This window comes from Mesorhizobium sp. ZC-5 (assembly GCF_025753855.1).
GTDB lineage: Bacteria > Pseudomonadota > Alphaproteobacteria > Rhizobiales > Rhizobiaceae > Neomesorhizobium.
The window spans coordinates 105,619-121,836 of sequence record NZ_JAOWPT010000001.1; the positions used below are offsets into that span (position 1 = coordinate 105,619).

The window sequence follows — 16,218 nt, forward strand, 5'->3', positions numbered from 1 at the left end:
GTTGCGATTGGTCCAATTGCGGCATGCAAATTACGCCACGCAATGTCGCATTCGGCCTTGCGACATGGTTTACGTTGCGTTCAATATTCTCCCAACAACAAGCCATAAAATGACCACGGTCGGCACCAACGGAGTGAGGAACATCGCATGTCGCAAGAACTGGAATTCCTGAGCCATCACGTCGCCGCCGGCAAGCTCAGCCGGCGTGATTTTCTGGGCCGCGCTGCCGCTCTCGGCATCACCGCGACCTTCGCCAATTCGCTCCTGTCAGGCGCGGCGCGCGCCGCCGGACCAGTCAAGGGCGGCATCATGAAGGCCGGCCTGGTGGGCGGCGAATCCACCAACAGCCTCGACCCGGCGCTGTTCATGACGCAGGTGCCATTCGCCTTCGGCAAGATGTGGGGCGAGATGATCGTCGAGCTGTCGCCTGAAGGCGCGCTGGAATACCGCATCGCCGAGGAGATCGGCTCGTCCGACGACGCCAAGGTGTGGACGCTGAAGATCCGCGACGGCATCGAGTTTCACAACGGCAAGACGGTCAGCGCCGCAGACGTCGCGGCAACGCTGGAACGCCATTCGGACGAAGGCTCCAAGTCCGGCGCGCTCGGCTACATGAAAGGCATCGAGACGATCAAGGTCGACGGCAAGAATGTCGTCCTGACCCTCAAGGAGCCGAATGCTGACCTGCCTTACCTGCTTTCCGACTATCACCTGATCGTCCAGCCGAATGGCGGCAAGGACGGCGCCGATGCCGGCATCTCGGCCGGCCCCTACAAGGTTTCCGTCAACGAGCCGGGCGTCCGCCACGGCGGCGAACGCTTCGCCAACTACTGGCAGGCCGACAAGATGGGCCATGCCGATCAGGTCGAGATCATCGTCATCAACGACGCGACCGCCCGCACATCGGCGCTGCAGGGCGGCCAGGTCCAGATGATCAACCGCGTCGAGCCGAAGATCGTCGACCTCATCAAGCGCGTTCCGGGCGTCACCATCCGCAACCATGCCGGCCCGGGCCACTACGTCTTCATCATGCATTGCAACACAGCACCCTTCGACAACAACGATTTGCGCATGGCGTTGAAACTAGCGATGGATCGCGAGGAGATGCTCGACAAGGTGCTGCGCGGCTACGGCTCGATCGGCAACGACTTCCCGATCAATGCGTCCTATCCGCTGTTTTCGGACGACATCGAGCAACGCAAGTTCGATCCTGATCAGGCCAAGTCGCTGTACAAGAAATCCGGACATGATGGCCCCGTCCTGCTACGCACTTCCGACGTTGCCTTCCCGGGTGCCGTCGACGCCGCCCAGCTCTACCAGCAGAGCTGCGCCAAGGCCGGCATCCAGATCGAGATCAAGCGCGAACCGGGCGACGGCTACTGGTCGGAAGTCTGGAACAAGCAGCCCTTCTCGACCTCCTATTGGGGCGGCCGCTCGACCCAGGACCAGATGTACTCCACCGCCTATCTGTCGACGGCGGACTGGAACGACACCCGCTTCATGCGTCCGGACTTCGACAAGATGCTGCTGGCGGCGCGTGCCGAACTCGACAACGACAAGCGCAAGGCGATGTACCGCGACATGGCCGTGATCGTCCGCGACGAAGGCGGCCTCATCCTGCCGATGTTCAACCAGTTCATCGACGCGACCGGCGCCAAGGTTGGCGGCTGGGTTGACGATCCGCACCAGGAACTGATGAACGGCTACGCCCTGGCGAAATGCTGGCTCGAAGCCTGATCCCGGCGCGCCCATGTCGCCTGTCCTGAAGCTCATTGCCCAGCGCATCGCGCTGGGCATCCTCCTGCTTTTCGCGGTCTCGGTGCTGATCTTTGCCGGCACCCAGATTCTTCCGGGCGATGTCGCCCAGGCGATCCTTGGACAATCGGCAACGCCGGAGTCGCTCGCCAACCTGCGCGAGGAACTCGGCCTGAACGACCCCGCCTGGCTGCGCTACATGCACTGGCTCGGCGGCATTCTCCAAGGCGACCTCGGCACGGCGATGTCGAGCGGCCAGGATATTGCCACATCGATCGGCTCGCGGCTGTGGAACACGCTGTTCCTCGCCTTTTGGGCGGCGATCGTTTCCATCCCGCTGGCGATCATACTCGGCCTGCTCGCCGTTCGTTACCGCAACGGCTGGGTCGACAAGCTGATTTCCGGCCTCGCGCTTGCCTCCACCTCCTTCCCGGAGTTTTTCATCGGCTACGTGCTTGTCTATTTCTTTGCCGTGAAATGGCAGATCTTCCCGGGTATCTCGACGGTCTATGACGGCATGCCGTTCGGCGAGCGCATGATGGCGATTGCCCTGCCGGCCACCGCGCTCACGCTTGTCGTGCTTGCCCACATGATGCGCATGACGCGCGCGGCGATCCTCAACGTCATGCAATCGGCCTATGTCGAGACGGCGGAGCTGAAGGGCCTCTCGGCCTTCAACGTCATCCGTAGGCATGCGTTCCCGAACGCCATTGCGCCGATCATCAACGTCGTCATGCTCAACCTCGCCTATCTGATCGTCGGCGTCGTCGTGGTGGAGGTGATCTTCGTCTATCCCGGCATGGGCCAGTATCTTGTCGACCACGTCACCAAGCGCGACGTCCCGGTGGTGCAGGCGGTCGGCCTCATCTTCGCCGCGGTCTACATCTCGCTTAACATTGTTGCGGATATCGGTGCGATCGTCGCCAATCCGCGTCTCAGACATCCGAAATAGGGCGGCGTCATGCTCGATATCAGACGCATCCCCATCCCCGCGCTGATCGGCCTTCTGCTGACGGTCCTCTTCGTCCTCGCGGCGGTCTTCGCCCCCTGGATCGCACCATACGGCAATGGCGAGATTGTCGGCGACGTCTGGGCGCCGATGTCGGCGGCCCATCTTCTGGGCACCGACAATCTCGGCCGCGATCTGCTGTCGCGCATGATCTACGGCGCGCGCATCACGCTCTTCATCGCGGTTCTTGCCACCGCGCTTTCCTTCTCGCTCGGTTCCATACTCGGCTTTTCGGCCGCGGTCTTCGGCGGCTGGTTCGACACGCTCCTGTCGCGCCTCGTCGACCTTCTGATGTCCATCCCGACACTGATCATGGCTCTGGTCGTGCTCTCCGTGCTGCCGACCAATCTGGTGACGCTGATCCTCGTCATGGGCATACTGGATTCGACCCGCGTCTACCGCCTGTCGCGCGCCGTCGCCGTCGACATCAACGTCATGGACTATGTCGAGGCAGCCAAGTTGCGCGGCGAAGGCAGCGCGTGGATCATCTTTCGCGAGATTCTTCCCAACGCGCTCTCGCCGCTGATTTCCGAACTCGGCCTGCGCTTCATCTATGCCGTTCTTTTCCTGTCGACGCTGTCCTTCCTGGGATTGGGCGTGCAGCCGCCGGACGCCGACTGGGGCGGCATGGTCAAGGAAAACAAGGACGGCATCGTGTTCGGCATTCCGGCGGCACTGATCCCGGCCGCCGCGATCGCCGCATTGGCCATTTCGGTCAACCTGGTCGCCGACTGGATTCTCAATCGGACCACCGATCTCAAGGGAGGCCGCGGCAATGGCTAAGGCTCCATCCAGGCGCCGCTCCACCGGCGAAGGCGGCACGCTGCTCGACATCAGGAACCTCAAGATCGAGGCGACCGTCTATCCACCCGGCGAGGCGCCGCGCAAGGTCACCATCGTCGACAATGTTTCCCTGACCTTGCAGCGCGGCAAGGTGCTCGGCCTGATCGGCGAATCCGGCGCAGGCAAGTCGACGATCGGCCTCTCGTCCATGGGTTTTGGCCGCGGCGGCGTCAGGATCACCGGCGGCGAGGTCATTCTCAACGGCCGCGACATCATGAAGGGCAGCATCGCCGATTTCCGCAAATTGCGCGGCAACGAGGTCTGCTACGTCGCGCAGTCGGCCGCAGCGGCCTTCAATCCTGCGCAGCGGCTGATGGACCAGGTCGTCGAGGCGGCCCTCGAACATGGCAATGCCAAACGCGCCGACGCCGAAAAGCGCGCGGTGGCGCTGTTCAAGAAACTTGGTCTCCCCGATCCCGAAAACATCGGCAAGCGGTTTCCGCACCAGGTTTCCGGAGGCCAGTTGCAGCGCGTCATGACCGCAATGGCGCTCTGCTCGGAGCCTGACCTGATTGTCTTCGACGAGCCGACCACCGCGCTCGATGTCACCACGCAGATCGACGTGCTTGCCGCCATCAAGGATGCCATCCGCGACACCGGCGTCGCCGCGCTCTACATCACTCACGACCTCGCCGTGGTGGCGCAGGTCGCTGACGAGATCATGGTGCTGCGCCACGGCAAGCTGGTCGAATGGGGCGACACCCGCCAGATCATCCAGGAGCCCCGCCAGGAATACACCAACGCCCTGGTGTCGGTTCACCATATCGCGCATCAGGAAAAGAAACCCGGCAAGGATCCGGTCCTGTCGGTGAAGAACGTGACCGCAGCCTACGGCGGCGGCGTCATCAAGGTTCTGAAGAACGTTTCGGTCGACATCCATGCCGGCCAGACGCTCGCCGTCGTCGGCGAGTCCGGGTCGGGGAAATCGACCCTGGCGCGCGCCATCACCGGCCTCCTGCCGCCCGAGCAAGGCACCATCAGCTTTGCCGGCAAGCCGCTTCCCGGCCGCCTCGCCGACCGCAACAAGGACGAGTTGCGGCAGTTGCAGATGATCTACCAGATGGCCGACGTGGCGATGAATCCGCGCCAGACCGTCGGCACCATCATCGGCAGGCCGCTGGAGTTCTATTTCGGCCTGCGTGGAAAACAGCGCGACGTGCGCGTCGCCGAACTGCTCGACAAGATCGAGATGGGCAAGGGTTTCATCGACCGCTATCCGGCCGAGCTTTCCGGCGGCCAGAAGCAGCGCGTCTGCATCGCCCGCGCGCTGGCCGCCAAGCCGAAGCTGATCATCTGCGACGAGGTAACCTCGGCACTCGATCCGCTGGTCGCCAACGGCATCCTGAAGTTGCTGCTCGAACTGCAGGCCGAGGAAAGCGTTGCCTACCTTTTCATCACCCACGACCTCGCAACCGTGAAATCGATCGCCGACTCCATAGCCGTGATGTATCGCGGTGAAGTGGTGCGTTACGGGCCGAAGAGCGACGTGCTCAAGCCGCCCTTCGACGCCTACACCGAACTCTTGCTGTCATCGGTGCCGGAGATGGAGATCGGCTGGCTGGAAAAGGCGATCAAGACCCGACGCATGGAGAGCGCCGGGAATTAGCTTTCTTCTCCCTGGATCGGCTTGCGGCCTGCGTTACTGCATCGGCCCGAAAATCGGCTCCGATTTTCGGAAAGCACGATGCATGGATTCAAAGTGTTAGAGCGTCCTTTGCGCGTCCAAACGGACGCGCGGCGCTCTAAAGCCACCAATCGTCAGTACCGGCCGATGGCGCCGGGATCTCCGTCTGACCCGCGTCTGCCAACGTGCCCGCATCGTTCAATTCATAGGCACGGATATAGTCGATCTGCATTTCCGCCGGCGTAGCCAGCCCGTCGGAGGGCGTTCCGGCAGCACCCCCGACGGCCAGATTGACCAGCATGTACATCGGATCGTGCATGTCGTCCGGCGTGTCGGCGCGAAACACCTCGACACCGTCGAAATACCAGACGAGTTCGTCTTCCGTCCAAAGCAGGCCGTAGGTGTGGAAACCCTCGGTATCGGGCACATTCACCGCCGACCCGACCGTCGTCTGGCTGCCGGTCTCGTTCGAATGTGCCGCGACATGCACGGTGTTCGGATCCTGCCCGCGCATCTCCACGACATCGAGTTCAGGCGGCCAGGAGCCATCCTCCGGCAGCAGCCAGAAAGCCGGCCAGACGCCGTGATTGTCAGGCATGTCGGCGCGGATCTCGAAATAGCCGTAGGTCTGGGAAAAGGTTTCGTCGGTGGTCAGCAGGCCTGATGTGTATTCGTAGCCGTTGATATGGGGCTGGATCGCATTCGAAGCCCGCGCGGCGGTGACGGTCAGCACGCCATCGTCGATGCTGAACGGATTGACGGAACTTGTCGGCGCGTATCCATGGTCGATGTACCACTGCTTTTCGCCATTCCGGGTAAGCGAACTGCCATTCTCTCCCCCCCACCAGAAATTGGTATCCCAGGTGCCGCTGCTGCCTTCCCGAAGGCTGAGCGTGTCGAACTCATCCGAAAAGGACAGCGTGAGGTTCGACCTGTCGAGGCTGAGTTTGAACTGGCTGGCCGCGAACTGGTCGACATTCGTGTTTGCAAACACCAGCACCTCGTCATTTCCGAGGTCGAGCCGCACGTCGGCGCCGGACTGCACCATGCTGGCCTGGACCTCCTCGAACGAACTGAACCCGTAGCCGTTCAGCCGAACAGTGTCGTGGCTCTCGAAATCCAGGATCAGGTCGCTCCCGGTGCCGGCCGCGAAGATGAAGACATCGGCACCGGCGCCCCCCTTCAGCACGTCGTCGCCAAGGCTGCCGTCGATCGTCTGCTTGCCCGAACCGCCGCTGATGATGTTGTTGCCGGCGTTGCCGATGGCATAGCGCCCGTTGCCGGTCACCGTAAGGTTCTCGATGTTGTCCGCCAGCGTGGTGCTCATCCAGGTCTCGACGGTATCGACACCCTCGCCCGCCTTTTCCGACGCCCGGTTGATGCTGGAATAAAGGTGGTAGATATCGTCGCCGAGCCCACCCTGCATGGTGACGTTCACGCCGCTGTCGCCCCACATGGAGTCGTTCTTGGCGCTGCCGTAGAGCTGCGGGCCGGAGCCTGTTGCCGAGAAGTGATTGACCGAAGAAGCGCTGTAGGGGAGAGGAACGCCTTTGGCGTTGATCACGGTAGCCATCATGGCCTCCTGTTACGTCTCGCCCACCTGGGGTTAGGCGTAACATCCGATCCCGCTTCTGGCGACCGGCAGTCGTTAACGTTGTGCTACACGAGGTTAACAAAGAGTGCATTGCAACAGGAGATTGCTGCGGCGCGAAGAGACCGCAGCTGACTTCGGGTGGACGAATCTCCGAGCGATGGCGAGTGTGTCTTTCGACGTGGACAAAAATATTCAGATTCACGCGATTTTCGCCTCAGCCAAAGATTCTTCGCAGCAATTTCAATGACTTGTACGATTTCTGCAAAATTCGTCTGTCCACACCCTTCGCCGCCTCCCGCATAATGACCGTGTTGTTCTCTGTGGGGGTCTGGGTGGCCACCGGGTTGACCAGGGAGAACAGCGGCGTCGGGACTGGCCTCGCTCCGGGTGCGAGGCTGGGGCACAGTGCTCCAAGGTTCCGGCCCTCGACGTACGGTGAGCCTACGGCCTTCGGGCACAGGGCGAGCCGGGCGGGGCAGCAACGCCGGCGGTGCGCGCCTTTCGGGCATCGTTAGACTAAAAACAGCGCTGTCGGTCCGTCCGGCAGGCGCGCACCGCCTCCCCCACACCTTTTACACGGGAGGCACGACAGCCTCCCAATGGCCAGGGCGGATTTCCGCAGCGTGGCAACGGAGAAGTGCGGCTATCCCTCCCTTCGTGAGGGATAGCCTTTACTGACAATCAATACGGCCAGGCACCCTTGCCCAGCGCGCTCACCGCGTCGACGATGCGCGAAAAGCTCTCACGAGCGCGGCCAATCATGTGCCGGCCCCGCAGATAGCTGTGCACCAGCCCCGGCTCCTCGATCCACCATGCCTTGCCGCCGGCGGCAACGACGCGCGACATGTACGCCTCGCCGTCGGACGACAGCGGATCGCACTCGGCGGTGACGATGACGGTCGGCGGCAGCCTGGAAAAGTCGGTGTCCGCCAGAGGCGCCAGTGCGACGTCACCGGGAACCTCGTGTCCGCCGGTCCGGATCTTCTTGTAGTAATCGAGATCGCGCACAGTCAGCATCGGCGCTTCGGCATGCGTCAGATACGAGCCTTGCGACTGGTCGCCGCCAAGTCCGGGATAGATCAGCACCTGGCCGATCGGCCGCCGTCGGTGCGTGCGCGTCGCATGGCTGACTGCGGCGGCGAGATTGCCGCCGGCCGAATCGCCGCACAGCAGGATCGGCCTTGTATAGGCGCCTGCGGCCCATTCGAAGGCGCTCATCGCATCGTCGAACGCGGCGGGATGCCTGTGCTCCGGCGCCAGTCGATAGTCGACCGACACCACTTCATAGCCGCTGGGTTGGCAGAGCTCGGCGCAGACATCGTCATGGCTGTCCAGTCCGCCGAGGATGAAACCGCCGCCATGGATATAAAGCACCATGGCCGACGCTTCCGGCGCCGGAGTGCGGTAGATGCGGATGGGGATCGCATGCGTCGGCGTGCTTATCGCCGAATCTTCGGCACTGACGCCGTCCGGATAGCCGGCATGGAACTCGCGGCACATGCGGTCGTAGATGCGGCGCTGCTCTGCGATCGTGTAGTCGATCGTGTCGGGCGGATAGTAGCTGTTGGTCTTTTCGATGAAAGCCCAGGTCTCGGCGTCGATCAGTTTTTTGTAATCGGTCATTTGCCCTTCCAGACGGGATCGCGTTTTTCTGCAAACGCGCGAAAGCCCTCCTGGTTGTCGTCGGAAGCATACAATTCGTCGACGGTGCGGAACTTGCGCTTGGTGATCCAGTTCATTGCATCCTGGAATTCCATCGCCTCGGCGTGCCGCGCCACCTCCTTGATGGCGGCGAAGACCAGCGGCGGCCCACCGGCCAGCAGCCTTGCGATTTCCCAAACCCGGTCTTCCAGCTTTTCCTTGGGCAGCACCTCGTTGACCAGGCCCCAGCGATGCGCCTCGGCCACGTCCATCCAGCGTCCGGTCAGCAGAAGGTCCATGGCGACATGATAGGGGATGCGTTTCGGCAATTTCACCGTCGCCGCGTCGGCCAGCGTGCCAGCCTTGATCTCCGGCAGCGCGAAGCTCGAATGGTCGGAAGCGTAGATCAGGTCGCAGGAAAGCGCCAGCTCGAAGCCGCCGCCGACCGCCATGCCGTTGACGCAAGCGATCACCGGCTTGTTCATGTCGCGCAGTTCCTGCAGGCCGGCAAAGCCGCCGACCCCGTAGTCGCCGTCGACGGCGTCGCCGCCTGCCGCGGCCTTCAGGTCCCAACCGGCGCAGAAGAATTTGTCTCCCGCCGTCTTCACGATGGCGACCCGCAGTTCCGGATCGTCGCGGAACGCCTGGAACGTTTCGCCCATCAGCCGCGACGTCTTCAGGTCGATCGCGTTTGCCTTCGGCCGGTCGAGCGTGACCTCGAGGATCGCGCCGTCGCGGCGGGTGGTGATGATGTCAGACATGGTTCCTCCTTGGCGAGACGTCGAAGCCAGCGCCCTTCTCCCCGTTCACGGGGAGAAGGGAAGACTCCACCAGCAGCGCGTCCGCAATCCACGCGCCCTTGCCCTCACCGCAGACGATGAGCGGGTTGATGTCGAGTTCCTCGATCCGCTCAGCATTGCGAATCCCGAAATCGGCAATGCCGAGAATGGCATCCACCGCAGCATCGAGATCGGCCTTGGCGCGGCCGCGATAGCCGTCGAGCAGCGGGAACAGTTTCAGGCCACGCAACGCGTTCTCGACATCCTGGCGTGTCGCCGGCAAGAGCAACGTGGCGCTGTCCTTCAACAGCTCGACCAGCACGCCACCCGTACCGATGGTCATCACCGGTCCGAACAGCGGATCGGCGGTAATGCCGACGATCAGCTCGGCAATGCCGTCCTGAACCATGCGCTCGACATAAAGCCCGCTGCCCAGAACGGCGAGGTCGGCTGCTGCCGCCCTCACCGCATCGGCGTCGAGCAGATTGAGCCGCACCGCGCCATGCTCGCTCTTATGTGCAACGCCGAGCGCCTTCAGCGCGACGGGAAAGCCCAGCGCCACGGCGGCGCTCACCGCCTCATCAGTGGTCGAGACGGATCGACCGCCCGGAACAGGCAGGCCGGATGCCGCCAGGAGAGCCTTGGCGGCGGCTTCGGAAGGCTGGCTCCATTCCTCGCCCCCATGAAATGGGGGAGAGGTGGCGAGGCCCGCAGGGCCGAGACGGAGAGGGGGCAACTTCCTTGCGCCGCTCATCCCCCTCTCCGCCTCGCTTCGCTCGGCACCTCTCCCCCCCATGGGGGGCGAGGAAGGTTGCTTCCACATCTCCCCGATGAACGCCGCAGCCTCCGCCGCATCCATGGCTTCAACAATACCGTGCAACGGAACGATACCGCGTTTGAACAGCTCCGCCGCGTGCTCTTCCGGCAGGTTTTCCAGCATCGAGCTGACGATCGCACCGCGTGCGCCGTTGGTTTTCAGCGCGGCCTCGAAAGCTCGCACCGTCGGCCACCAGTCGGCATCCGAGCAACGGTCGGCGCGCGGAAAATCCAGCACCAACATATTGAGATCGAACCCGCCCGAAACCATCGCCGTAAACGTCTCGGTCATCGCCGGTTCGTTGTTCCAGATGAAGGTATGGTAGTCGAGCGGATTGGCCACCGCGACGAGCGGGCCGAGCGTCGATTTTACCCGCGCGCGGTGCGTTTCGCCGAGCGACGGGAAACGAACTCCACGCCCTTCCGCGCTGTCGGCTATCACCGAAGCCTCGCCGCCGGAGCAACTCATCGACGACAGGCTGCGGCCGGCAAGCGGCCCTCCGGCATGAAGCAGCTTCAGCGTCTCGAGAAACGACGGGATCGAATTCACCCGTGCGATGCCGAGTCGCTTCAGGAAGGCATCGGAAGCAGCGTCGGAGCCGGCGAGCGAAGCCGTATGCGAGATCGTCGCCGCGCGCGCCTGTTCGGAGCGGCCGACCTTCATCGCGACGATCGGCTTCTTCAGTTCGCGTGCGCGCGCCGCCAGCCGCTCGAATCCGGCGGCACTGTCGAAGCCTTCGATGTGCAACCCGAGGCACGAGACGCGCTCGTCCTCGATCAAGCCGAGCGCCATTTCCGACAGGCCGGTCTGCGCCTGGTTGCCGGCCGTCATCAGGAAAGCGAGCGGCAGGCCGCGCTTCTGCATGGTCAGGTTGCAGGCGATATTCGACGACTGCGTGATGATCGCGGCACCCCGTGTACCCGGTGCAAGCCGCTGGCCGCCGTGCTGGTCGGGCCACAGAAGCGCGCCGTCGGCATAGTTGATCAGGCCGTAACAATTCGGCCCGATGATCGGCATGTCGCCGGCCGCCTCGATCAGTTCGCGCTGCAGCCGCTCGCCGTCCTCGTCATAGTCGCCGGTCTCCAGGAACCCCGAGGCGAAGCAGGTGGCCGCCCCGGCGCCGCGTTCGCGCAGCGCGCGCACCATCTCGATCGTCAGGTTGCGATTGACGCCGATGAAGGTTGCGTCCGGCGCTCCCGGCAGTTCCGCGACGGTCTTGTAGGCCTTGACGCCTTCGATGGTGTCCTTGGTCGGATGGACCGGCCAGATGTCGCCGGCAAAGCCCATCTTCAGCGACTGCTTGACGACACTGGTGCCGAATGCGCCACCGCCGATGACGGCGATGGATTTCGGACGCAGAAGGCGCTCGAGGCGGTTCATGGATCAGGCTCCGAACGGCCGTAACAGCGCTCTGCTGATGATGTGGCGCTGGATTTCCGACGTTCCTTCCCAGATGCGCTCGACCCGCGCATCGCGCCAGATGCGCTCTAGTGGCAGGTCGTCCATCAGCCCCATGCCGCCATGGATCTGGATCGCCTCGTCGGCGACGAAAGCCAGCATTTCGGTGGCCTTGAGCTTGGCCATCGCCATGTCCTGGTCGGTGACCGTGCCCTGGTCGTATTTCCAGCCGGCCTCGAGGATCATCAGCTCGGCCGCCTTCAATTCGGTCGCCATGTCGGCGAGCTTGAAGGACACGCCCTGGAACTTGCCGATCTGCTGGCCGAACTGCTGGCGCTGCGCGGCGTATTCGATGGCATGGCCGAGCGCCCGGTCAGCGCGACCGAGGCAGGTCGCGCCGACCTGCAGGCGCGTCGCGCCGAGCCAGGAATTGGCCACCTCGAAACCCTTGTGCACCTCGCCGAGCACCTGTTCCTTCGGCAGCCGGCAATCGTCGAACTCAAGGATCGAATTGGTGTAGCCGCGATGCGAGACATTGCGGTAGCCGTCGCGGACGCTGAACCCCTTGGTACCCTTGTCGACGAAGAAGGCGGTGATCTTCTTGCGTTTGCCGCGTGGCGAATCCTCCTCGCCCGATGCCATGAAACAGATGGCGAAATCGGCAATGTCGGCATGGCTGATGAAATGTTTGGTGCCGTTCAGCACCCAGTCGGAGCCGTCCTGCACGGCGGTCGCCTTCATGCCGCGCAGGTCGGACCCGGCGCCAGGCTCGGTCATCGCAAGGCAGTCGGATTTTTCGCCGCGGATGCAAGGGAACAGATATTTCTCGCGCTGCGCGTCGGTGCCGGCAAGCAGGATGTTCGAGGGTCTCGCCACACAGGTCCAGTGCAGCGCATAGTTGGCGCGCCCGAGCTCCTTTTCGTAGAGCAGCCAGGTCAGCGTATCGAGGCCGGCGCCGCCGACGTCGGCAGGCATGTTCGCCGCATAGAGGCCTGCAGCGATTGCCTTGGCCTTGATCTCCTCGATCAGCTCACGGCGCAGATGGCCGCTGCGCTCGACCTCAGCCTCGTGCGGATAAAGCTCATTTTCGACAAAGGCCCGCGTCGTATCGACGATCAGCTGCTGTTCTTCGGAAAGGCCGAAATGCATGACTCAGCCCTTCTTTTTCCCGCCGGACTTCTTCTTCGATTTCTCGCTTTTGTCCTTCTTCACCGGCTTGGCCGCCTTCGCTTTTGCCGCGGCTTTCGAAACCGGCTTTTTCGAAGCGAGCCTGGCGAGCTGTTTCGTATAGTCGTTGTGCAGCGCGCCGGCGCCCCAGCCCTTGCCCTTGTTCTGCTTCGACAGCGCTTCCATGATAGCGACCAGATTGTCGTCGCGGATCTTTTCCAGCTCGCGGATCGACAGGCCGTGCGCCTGTTCGTCCGATTGCGTGGCGATCAGGTCGACCAGCTCGTCGTTGAACTCCGGCACGTCCATGAGCTTGGTCCACGGCCACTTCAGGCAGGGTCCGAACTGCGCCATGAAGTGGCGCATGCCCGCCTCGCCGCCGGCAACGCGGTAGACCTGGAACATGCCCATCTGCGCCCAGCGCAGGCCAAAGGAATAGCGCATGATGTCGTCGAGTTCCTCGACCGTGCAGATGCCGTCCTTGACCAGCCACAATGCCTCGCGCCACGCCGCTTCCAGCAGGCGGTCGCCGACGAACGCCTCGATCTCCTTGCGGATCACCACCGGCTTCATGCCGATCGAGGCATAGATTTCCTTGGCGACCTCGATCGCTTCCGGAAAGGTCTGCTCGCCGCCGACGACCTCTACCAGCGGCAGCAGATAGACCGGATTGAACGGATGGCCGACCACCAGCCGTTCCGGATGCTTCTTCATCGCCACCTGCATGTCGGTCGGCTTGATGCCTGAGGTGGAGGAGCCGACGATCGCGCTGGCCGGCGCGTGAAGGTCGATCTCGGCCAGCACCTTGTGCTTCAGGTCGAGGCGTTCCGGCACGCTTTCCTGGATGAAATCGGCGTCAGCCACCGCTTCCGCGATGGTTTTCGCGTAGGTGACCTTGCCTTCCTTCGGCAGGCCACCCGGCAGCATTTTTTTGTAGGCGCGCCGCGCGCCCTTCATCACTTCGCCGACCTTGCGAGCGGCTTCCGGGTCCGGATCGAAGATCGAAACGTCGATGCCGTTGAGGACGAGACGTGCAACCCAGCCGGCGCCGATCACCCCACCGCCGATAGCGGCCGCTTTTTCGATTGTCATGGTCAGGCTCCGTCGTCAGGCCGCTTTGGCGCTTAGCGGCGCACGCTTGGTCAAATTAAGCTTCTTGCGCACCTCTTCGGGGCCGAGCACCCGCGAACCCATATTCTCGATGATCGAGACCGCACGACCCACCAGCTGCGCATTTGTCGCGAGTTCGCCTTTGTCGAGCCAGAGATTGTCTTCCAGCCCGACCCGGACATTGCCGCCCGCCAGCACCGCCGCCGCGACATAGGGCATCTCGTTGCGGCCAAGCGCGAAGGCCGACCAGGTCCAGTCCGAGGGCACGTTATTGACCATCGCCATGAAGGTATTGAGGTCGTCCGGCGCACCCCACGGTACGCCCATGCAGAGTTGCACCAGCGCATCGGCCTTCAGCACGCCCTCGCTCACCAACTGCTTTGCGAACCACAAATGCCCGGTATCGAACGCCTCGATCTCGGGTTTGACGCCGAGTTCCGTCATCATGCCGCCCATGGCCCGCAGCATGCCCGGCGTATTGGTCATCACATAGTCGGCTTCGGCAAAATTCATGGTGCCGCAATCGAGCGTGCAGATTTCCGGCAGGCACTGGCGCACATGCTCCATGCGGTTGGTCGCGCCGCCCATGTCGGTGCCGGCCTCGTTCAGCGGCAAGGGATTTTCCGGCGAGCCGAACACCATGTCGCCTCCCATGCCGGCCGTCAGGTTCAGCACCACGTCAACGCCGGCATCGCGGATGCGCTCCGTGACCTCGCGATACAGATGCACATCGCGGCGCGGCTTGCCGGTCTCGGGATCGCGCACATGGCAGTGGACGATCGCCGCGCCGGCCTTCGCTGCGTCGATCGCCGAATCGGCGATTTGCTTCGGCGAGCGCGGGACATGCGGGCTGCGGTCCTGGGATCCGCCGGAACCGGTCACCGCGCAGGTGATGAAGACCTCACGGTTCATTGCAAGCGGCATGGAAAGCTCCTCCAGACTTGTTTTCTTTGAACCATGCCCGACTTGGCAAAAACTGATTTGCCATTTACGAACTCAATTTGATGAAAAACGAAAAGCATACAATCTTTCAACCGGAGCGGACGCCGCTCAAGGTGACGCTGCTCATCTTGTCGGGCTCGTCGCTGATGTGCGTGGCGTCGGCCGTCGACCCGTTGCGCGCCGCCAACCGCGTGGCCGGCGAGACGATGTTCGACTGGAAGATCGTTACCGTCGACGGCCAGCCTGCGGTGACCACGAGCGGCCTGCCCATTGCGGCAAGCGGCCCGTTCGAGACGGGCGAAAAGACCGATGTGCTGGTCCTCGTCGGCGGTTTCGGCACCCGCGATCAGGTTTCGCATGGGCTGGTTTCCGGCGTGCGCCGGGTCGCCAGGGCGGCACGCGCCTGCGGCGGCGTCGAGGCAGGCACCTGGCTGCTCGGCCGGGCCGGATTACTGGAAGGCCGCACCGCCACCACCCACTGGGAAGACATGGAGGATTTCGCGGCCGCTTTTCCAGGCGCCGACGTGCGGCCGGACCGCTATGTCATCGACGGCCCGGTGTTCACGGCCGGCGGCGCCTCACCGACCTTCGACCTGATGCTGCACCTTATCCGCACACGTCTCGGCATGGCGGTGGCGCTCGATGTGGCAAGCGTCTTCATCTACGACCAGGCCAAGGCGGCGACAGACGCACAGCCTCTGGTGTCGCTCGGCCGCCTCGATGGCTATGACCCGCGGCTTGCCCAGGCGATCCGGATGATGGAGGCGCATGTCGACGAGCCGCTGACCATCGCCGCCATCGCCAGGCGCATCGGTGTGACGGCACGCGCGATGGAGATGGTTTTCAGAAAGTCGATCGGCGAAACGCCAGGCGCCTACTATCTTCGGCTGCGTCTCAACGCGGCACGTCGTCTGGTTCTCGACACACGTGTCGCTATGGCCGACATCGCCGCCCGCACCGGCTTCTCATCGGCGGCAGCCTTTTCACGCGCGTTTTCGAAGGCTTTCGGCGAGGCGCCGGTCAGGCTGCGGCGCCGATTGATTGCTCAGTGAGGGTTCTCGACAAGCTTATTCCGGATCGCGATCAAATTGATCTGCGGATGCGATCGGGGCAAGCCACTTTTCTCGGCGGGTGATCCATCCTTCACGACTGGGACGAAGATCGCTCGGCCCGTCGTCGAGCGACCCGAGCATGATTTCCACCTGGCCTTTGCTAAGATGGAAGAGACGGGAGCCGCAGATCGGGCAGAAACTCCGGCCTCGGTACTCTCGGGCTTCGCCCTGCAGGGCGAATGCGGATTCGGGCCAATCCGCATAGTAGACAAACGCCGCTCCGGTGGCCTTTCTGCATTCCATGCAGTGGCAAGTGCCGATTTTCAGAGGCTCGCCGGTCACCTCGAAACGAACGGCACCGCAACTGCAGCCCCCATAGCGAACCCGCATGCCTTCCTGGTTGAATCTGGGTCCAGGCTTCAAGACAGGATAGTCGCTCACCTCGTCCTCTTTGGTTGTCGCTGCTTGGCAGAACGTAGGGCGGAAC

General features: G+C 63.2%; 13 protein-coding genes. 5 read left to right on the forward strand and 8 right to left on the reverse strand.

Annotation, left to right across the window (positions count from 1 at the left end; translation table 11 throughout):
- The first annotated feature begins 147 nt into the window (after positions 1 to 147).
- From OHD58_RS00480 to OHD58_RS00495, 4 genes are read left to right on the forward strand one after another with little or no spacing between them, the layout of a single operon-like run.
- Positions 148 to 1,737: an ABC transporter substrate-binding protein gene (locus OHD58_RS00480; RefSeq protein WP_263801064.1), complete on the forward strand. Its 1,590-nt coding sequence runs from the start codon at positions 148 to 150 to the stop codon at positions 1,735 to 1,737.
- A 13-nt stretch (positions 1,738 to 1,750) separates the two neighbouring features.
- A complete protein-coding gene (locus OHD58_RS00485; RefSeq protein WP_263801065.1) occupies positions 1,751 to 2,707 on the forward strand; it encodes an ABC transporter permease in 957 nt (318 codons plus the stop codon).
- Positions 2,708 to 2,716: 9 nt separating this feature from the next.
- On the forward strand, positions 2,717 to 3,547 hold the full coding sequence (locus OHD58_RS00490; protein WP_263801066.1) for an ABC transporter permease: 831 nt from the start codon (positions 2,717 to 2,719) through the stop codon (positions 3,545 to 3,547).
- A complete protein-coding gene (locus OHD58_RS00495; RefSeq protein ID WP_263801067.1) occupies positions 3,540 to 5,213 on the forward strand; it encodes an ABC transporter ATP-binding protein in 1,674 nt (557 codons plus the stop codon). Before OHD58_RS00490 ends, OHD58_RS00495 begins: the two co-directional genes overlap by 8 nt.
- Positions 5,214 to 5,349: 136 nt before the next feature.
- On the opposite strand, the gene OHD58_RS00500 is transcribed toward OHD58_RS00495, so the two are convergent.
- From OHD58_RS00500 to OHD58_RS00530, 7 genes are all read right to left on the reverse strand, one after another.
- A complete protein-coding gene (locus OHD58_RS00500) occupies positions 5,350 to 6,807 on the reverse strand; it encodes a family 16 glycosylhydrolase (protein WP_263801068.1) in 1,458 nt (485 codons plus the stop codon).
- Positions 6,808 to 7,506: 699 nt separating this feature from the next.
- Positions 7,507 to 8,448, reverse strand: coding sequence for an alpha/beta hydrolase (locus tag OHD58_RS00505; protein ID WP_263801070.1), 942 nt, complete (start codon positions 8,446 to 8,448; stop codon positions 7,507 to 7,509).
- Complete coding sequence (locus OHD58_RS00510) at positions 8,445 to 9,227, reverse strand: carnitinyl-CoA dehydratase (protein ID WP_263801071.1); 783 nt, start codon at positions 9,225 to 9,227, stop codon at positions 8,445 to 8,447. The genes OHD58_RS00505 and OHD58_RS00510 overlap by 4 nt, the downstream gene beginning before the upstream one ends.
- Positions 9,220 to 11,442: an acetate--CoA ligase family protein gene (locus OHD58_RS00515; RefSeq protein ID WP_263801073.1), complete on the reverse strand. Its 2,223-nt coding sequence runs from the start codon at positions 11,440 to 11,442 to the stop codon at positions 9,220 to 9,222. The genes OHD58_RS00510 and OHD58_RS00515 overlap by 8 nt, the downstream gene beginning before the upstream one ends.
- A 3-nt stretch (positions 11,443 to 11,445) precedes the next feature.
- Complete coding sequence (locus tag OHD58_RS00520) at positions 11,446 to 12,609, reverse strand: acyl-CoA dehydrogenase family protein (RefSeq protein ID WP_263801074.1); 1,164 nt, start codon at positions 12,607 to 12,609, stop codon at positions 11,446 to 11,448.
- A gap of 3 nt (positions 12,610 to 12,612) precedes the next feature.
- Positions 12,613 to 13,719 (reverse strand): 3-hydroxyacyl-CoA dehydrogenase NAD-binding domain-containing protein, encoded by a 1,107-nt coding sequence (locus OHD58_RS00525; RefSeq protein ID WP_263801075.1) that lies wholly within the window; start codon positions 13,717 to 13,719, stop codon positions 12,613 to 12,615.
- A 15-nt stretch (positions 13,720 to 13,734) separates the two neighbouring features.
- On the reverse strand, positions 13,735 to 14,661 hold the full coding sequence (locus OHD58_RS00530) for a 3-keto-5-aminohexanoate cleavage protein (protein WP_263801076.1): 927 nt from the start codon (positions 14,659 to 14,661) through the stop codon (positions 13,735 to 13,737).
- 77 nt (positions 14,662 to 14,738) lie between these two features.
- Between OHD58_RS00530 and OHD58_RS00535 the strand changes: the two genes are divergently transcribed.
- On the forward strand, positions 14,739 to 15,731 hold the full coding sequence (locus OHD58_RS00535) for a GlxA family transcriptional regulator (protein WP_263801078.1): 993 nt from the start codon (positions 14,739 to 14,741) through the stop codon (positions 15,729 to 15,731).
- 15 nt (positions 15,732 to 15,746) lie between these two features.
- Here the strand turns inward: OHD58_RS00535 and OHD58_RS00540 are convergent, their stop codons facing one another.
- The gene (locus OHD58_RS00540) at positions 15,747 to 16,172 is read right to left on the reverse strand and encodes a GFA family protein (RefSeq protein WP_318528222.1); all 426 of its coding nucleotides are present in this window, start codon (positions 16,170 to 16,172) and stop codon (positions 15,747 to 15,749) included.
- Positions 16,173 to 16,218 lie beyond the last annotated feature (46 nt).

Bases quoted from the DNA above. Each gene is read 5' to 3' on its own strand.
- OHD58_RS00520 (WP_263801074.1), bottom strand. From the start codon at position 12,609: ATGCATTTCGGCCTTTCCGAAGAACAGCAGCTGATCGTCGATACGACG.
- OHD58_RS00530 (WP_263801076.1), bottom strand. From the start codon at position 14,661: ATGCCGCTTGCAATGAACCGTGAGGTCTTCATCACCTGCGCGGTGACC.
- OHD58_RS00495 (WP_263801067.1), top strand. From the start codon at position 3,540: ATGGCTAAGGCTCCATCCAGGCGCCGCTCCACCGGCGAAGGCGGCACG.
- OHD58_RS00510 (WP_263801071.1), bottom strand. From the start codon at position 9,227: ATGTCTGACATCATCACCACCCGCCGCGACGGCGCGATCCTCGAGGTC.
- OHD58_RS00525 (WP_263801075.1), bottom strand. From the start codon at position 13,719: ATGACAATCGAAAAAGCGGCCGCTATCGGCGGTGGGGTGATCGGCGCC.
- OHD58_RS00485 (WP_263801065.1), top strand. From the start codon at position 1,751: ATGTCGCCTGTCCTGAAGCTCATTGCCCAGCGCATCGCGCTGGGCATC.
- OHD58_RS00490 (WP_263801066.1), top strand. From the start codon at position 2,717: ATGCTCGATATCAGACGCATCCCCATCCCCGCGCTGATCGGCCTTCTG.
- OHD58_RS00505 (WP_263801070.1), bottom strand. From the start codon at position 8,448: ATGACCGATTACAAAAAACTGATCGACGCCGAGACCTGGGCTTTCATC.
- OHD58_RS00500 (WP_263801068.1), bottom strand. From the start codon at position 6,807: ATGATGGCTACCGTGATCAACGCCAAAGGCGTTCCTCTCCCCTACAGC.
- OHD58_RS00515 (WP_263801073.1), bottom strand. From the start codon at position 11,442: ATGAACCGCCTCGAGCGCCTTCTGCGTCCGAAATCCATCGCCGTCATC.
- OHD58_RS00480 (WP_263801064.1), top strand. From the start codon at position 148: ATGTCGCAAGAACTGGAATTCCTGAGCCATCACGTCGCCGCCGGCAAG.